We start from the raw sequence: 3,458 nt of genomic DNA on the forward strand, positions 1-3,458 counted from the left end.
CCCCCATCTTTATGGTTGGGGGTCCCGCCTCCTATCCTTCAGGGTTGTTTCACCTGGGAGAGGCCAGCGCCATGGCGAATGAGTCCCGAAGTCCTGGAGCGGGGGAGGGCGGTGGTACTTCGCGCGAAGCTGGGGGGCGCCTGCGGGGCAGGTCATGGTGGGCGTTTCGCGTCGTGCTTCTGGTGCTCGTCGGGCTGCAGGCGGCGTGCGCGACGGGCTCTCCCATGGGCGGGATGCAGGGAGGTGGCTTGCGCCATCGGTGGCGAGTGCAGCGCACGAGTCCCGAGCCACAGGGGCGCGCTGTCCAGGAACCCGGGGCGTCTTCACCGAGGAGCGGGGAGTCCTCCGAGGACCTGGATGGCGGGGACGCACGAGCCGGGGCGCGGGAGGCCGGCGTCGCGGCAGGGGTGAGCGCGGCAGTGGTTGGCGCGGACGAGATTGCCGGGGCGTCGGCGCGGGCGCGGCATCGAGCGCGCACCGAGGGCGTGGGGAATGAGGATGAGAACCTGGAGGGGAAGGGCCTTGGGTGGCCGGACGGAGTGGGCGACGGACGGCCGTTCGAGGTGCCCATGACACTCGACTACTTCCAGGGGTTCCTCTCGCAGGCGGGAGTCCCGGTCACCGCGTTGCCCAGGGACGGGCGAACGCTATCGGCGCAGCAGGCGCTGGACCTCGTGCCACATCTGCTCTCCACGCCGGTGACACTGGGTAACTTTGGGCTCCGCCGCATGGCAGCGCACCTGCTCTTGGATGTAGCCACGGGGGGCGGGGTAGTGACGCGGGACGAGCTCCACGCCCGGATGCGCCGCTTCTCGCGGTTGCTGGTGCTTCGTCCGGACGGATACCTGGTGAGGGCCACAACGGGGATCGCTGTCCAGAAAGCCGGTCAGGTAGTGCTCGCTGAGGATGGTTCATTCCGGGCCGGACGTTTCGAGGTGGGCCCCTTCTACGCTATCGAGGGCGAGCGCCTCTTCCCGGTGAACCAGTTGCTCGAGGTTCCGAAGGGGGCGCGGCCGGCGGGCTTGTATGAGCCCGACGACAACCTGGCGCTCGCGCTGGCCGAGGGCGCTGTACTCGCGGTCGTGGACATGGTGGAGGGCCTCTACCGGCTCGTCTTCTACACGGGCGAGACACTCGAGGGGTTGGTTCAACTCCCGGGGGCGGTGAGGCAGCTTTACGAGAACTCTCCGCAGCTGTGGGAAGGGTTCCGTCACAAGCCCCATGCGGAGAAGGTACGGACAATCTCGCGGCTGGCGACGGGGATTGTCCTGACGGTGGGCACCGCGGGGGCAGGAGCTGCGAAGGCTGCATCCTGGGGCGGAAAGCTCGGGAGTATGAGCGTGCCGCTCTTGTCGCTCTCGGGCGATGGGCTTCTCGCGGTGCACCTGGTCGCGGTTCCTGTCGGGGGAGTGGTTGCGGTAGCGGGAAACGCACTGAGTGCCACCTCCGTTCTGCACATGGCCAACATGGGAGCGCAGGGCGGGGGGGGCTGGCCTCCCTCCGGCGGCCCTGGGAAGTGGGAGCAGGCAAATGAGAGTATGTCGGAGGACTCTCGCTGCTACCAATGCCAGGTGACGGGGGCGCCGCCGGGGTGGGTCTATCGCGTTTGGAGGAATGGCGAGAAGGCGGACTTCGACGGCTACAGCATCTCGGAGGGGGTTCTGCAGGATGGCAAGGCGTTTAGCTACGCCAAGCACTACGACGAGAACCTCGAGCCCAAGGAATATTTTCGGGGCGCGAAGAAGCTGCTGGAGACAGCGAAGCGCCAGATCAAGGTAGCCGGTGGAGTCCCTATCCGGTGGTACGTGGCAGAGCCGGAGATGGTCGGTATTCTCGAGAAGATGCTCGAGAATGCGGGCCTTCACGGGATCGAGGTTGTCTACCAGCGGGTTGCAGCGGGAGGAGTGCCATGACGGAGAGATACTACGCGGGCGTCTACTGGCCAGCCCGGCTCGAATCCGCGGAGGAGTGCGCCCGGCGGTCGGTTGTTTTCTTTCGTCTCCTCGCGCAATGCGACGAGATCTACGCTCGTTGGTTCGAGCAGGATGACTCACTGGAGGAAGCGCTCCAGCGGGAGTTCACGCCGGATTTCGAGACCTTCCTTCGCTTCTTTCAGTGCGAGGAGAACCAGCTCGGAAAGGACGGATTCAGCTTTGGGGCCTGGACGGGGCACGAGGACGCCGGGCGCGGGGGGATGGTGCACCTCACTTGTGGGGATGCATCTGGGGCCTACCCCAATAGCTGCTTGCTTTATCTTCCTCGGGCAGACGTTGAGCCAGAGGGACCGCGTGTGCTGACAACTCGCGTCCTGGTGAGCGTGCTGCGGGCAATGGTGCTCGCGTGGGAGCCGCTCTTCGGCGTTGTCGCCACCCATGAGTTTCGTCGGGCGCTTCGACCTGCCAGAGATCCGAGAGGCTTTGTGGGTTGGCTCACCTACCTTGCCCGAACTCGGGGGGAGATTCCGCCACTACCGCCGCCCGCCCGAGTTGAGCCCGTCGAGGACAAGGGCAACTTGATCGTCGGCGCGCCGGAGCGACTCAGCGCCGCCAACCCGGAGCACGTGTCGCTCGGGCTCAGGGTTCAGGAGGTGTTGGACGCAAAGGAGCTACTTCGCCCGGTTCTCGAGTAGAGATAGGGTGTCCCTCAGAGCTGCGTCGAGCCGGGAGGCACGCGCTGCTCGCCGGCCTCCAGGTTCTCGAGGAACTCCGCCTTCCTCTGCGGCTCCATGGGCAACACCTCCAGCATCTGCTGGCCTGGCACTTCCTGGATGTCGATGCCCTGGAAGCAGCCATCGCCGTCGAGGTGCACCGTGGGCACCGGGTCCACCATGGCGGCGAACTGAGGCGGAGACACCTCTGGAAATCAAGCATGTCACCAGCCCGCAACGACTTGCGCGCTGCCTCCTTCTTCGAAGAATTGATGACGGCGCTGCGTCTGAAGGGCAGGGTCGTGGTCCGCACCTGAAAGGAGAACGCTCATGGATTATTTCCTCATGGGTCGAGAGGGCTGGTGTCTCTCCGAGCAGGAGTTCATCCAAGTCCTGACTTCTCGGTGGCCCTCCGCAATCACCAAATCCGTCGACATTCCAGGAGGGCCACGCTCTGTCGATTTCCGTATACGGATGTCGGAATCCTCGATTGACGGGCACCTCAACCTGGAGGGGTCGACCGTCGTTTTCTATGGCGCCCCCGGTGACTGTGCCAAGTTCGCCCTCGAATATCGGGCCATCTTCCCCCAGGGCCAGCCCTTCCTGCTATTCGACGAGGGCTATAACCGAAGTATCGAGTTGGGGCCGGAGACGACAGGAGAGAACATCGTCAGCGCACTCCAGGACACGACCGCCACATGATATCTCCCCTCTCGCGAGGAGATGCTCTACGGCCCCCTTGTCGGCAGGATAGACACCGTAGGGGCGAATCCGGGGATGGTGCTGCGTCATGCGGCGGAGTGCCCTGACC

General features: G+C 65.2%; 4 protein-coding genes. 3 read left to right on the forward strand and 1 reads right to left on the reverse strand.

Annotated features, from left to right (window positions below; all coding sequences use genetic code 11):
• Positions 1–569: 569 nt before the first annotated feature.
• Both Q664_RS52310 and Q664_RS18720 read left to right on the forward strand, forming a co-directional pair.
• Complete coding sequence (locus tag Q664_RS52310; RefSeq protein WP_152622190.1) at positions 570–1,913, forward strand: Tox-REase-5 domain-containing protein; 1,344 nt, start codon at positions 570–572, stop codon at positions 1,911–1,913.
• Positions 1,910–2,629, forward strand: coding sequence for an Imm52 family immunity protein (locus Q664_RS18720; RefSeq protein ID WP_043397148.1), 720 nt, complete (start codon positions 1,910–1,912; stop codon positions 2,627–2,629). The genes Q664_RS52310 and Q664_RS18720 overlap by 4 nt, the downstream gene beginning before the upstream one ends.
• Before the next feature lie 14 nt (positions 2,630–2,643).
• Here Q664_RS18720 and Q664_RS18725 read toward each other — a convergent pair whose 3' ends face one another.
• Positions 2,644–2,853 (reverse strand): hypothetical protein, encoded by a 210-nt coding sequence (locus Q664_RS18725; protein WP_043397150.1) that lies wholly within the window; start codon positions 2,851–2,853, stop codon positions 2,644–2,646.
• A gap of 124 nt (positions 2,854–2,977) precedes the next feature.
• Here Q664_RS18725 and Q664_RS18730 point away from each other — a divergent pair, with 124 nt between their 5' ends.
• Entirely contained in the window at positions 2,978–3,349 is a 372-nt protein-coding gene (locus Q664_RS18730; protein WP_043397152.1) for a hypothetical protein, read from the forward strand.
• The last annotated feature ends 109 nt before the right edge of the window (positions 3,350–3,458 follow it).

The sequence above is a fragment of the Archangium violaceum Cb vi76 genome (genome assembly GCF_000733295.1).
GTDB lineage: Bacteria > Myxococcota > Myxococcia > Myxococcales > Myxococcaceae > Archangium > Archangium violaceum.

What these genes read in the sequence shown, in the direction of transcription:
- Q664_RS52310 (WP_152622190.1), top strand. Translation starts at nt 570, where the DNA reads ATGACACTCGACTACTTCCAGGGGTTCCTCTCGCAGGCGGGAGTCCCG.
- Q664_RS18720 (WP_043397148.1), top strand. Translation starts at nt 1,910, where the DNA reads ATGACGGAGAGATACTACGCGGGCGTCTACTGGCCAGCCCGGCTCGAA.
- Q664_RS18730 (WP_043397152.1), top strand. Translation starts at nt 2,978, where the DNA reads ATGGATTATTTCCTCATGGGTCGAGAGGGCTGGTGTCTCTCCGAGCAG.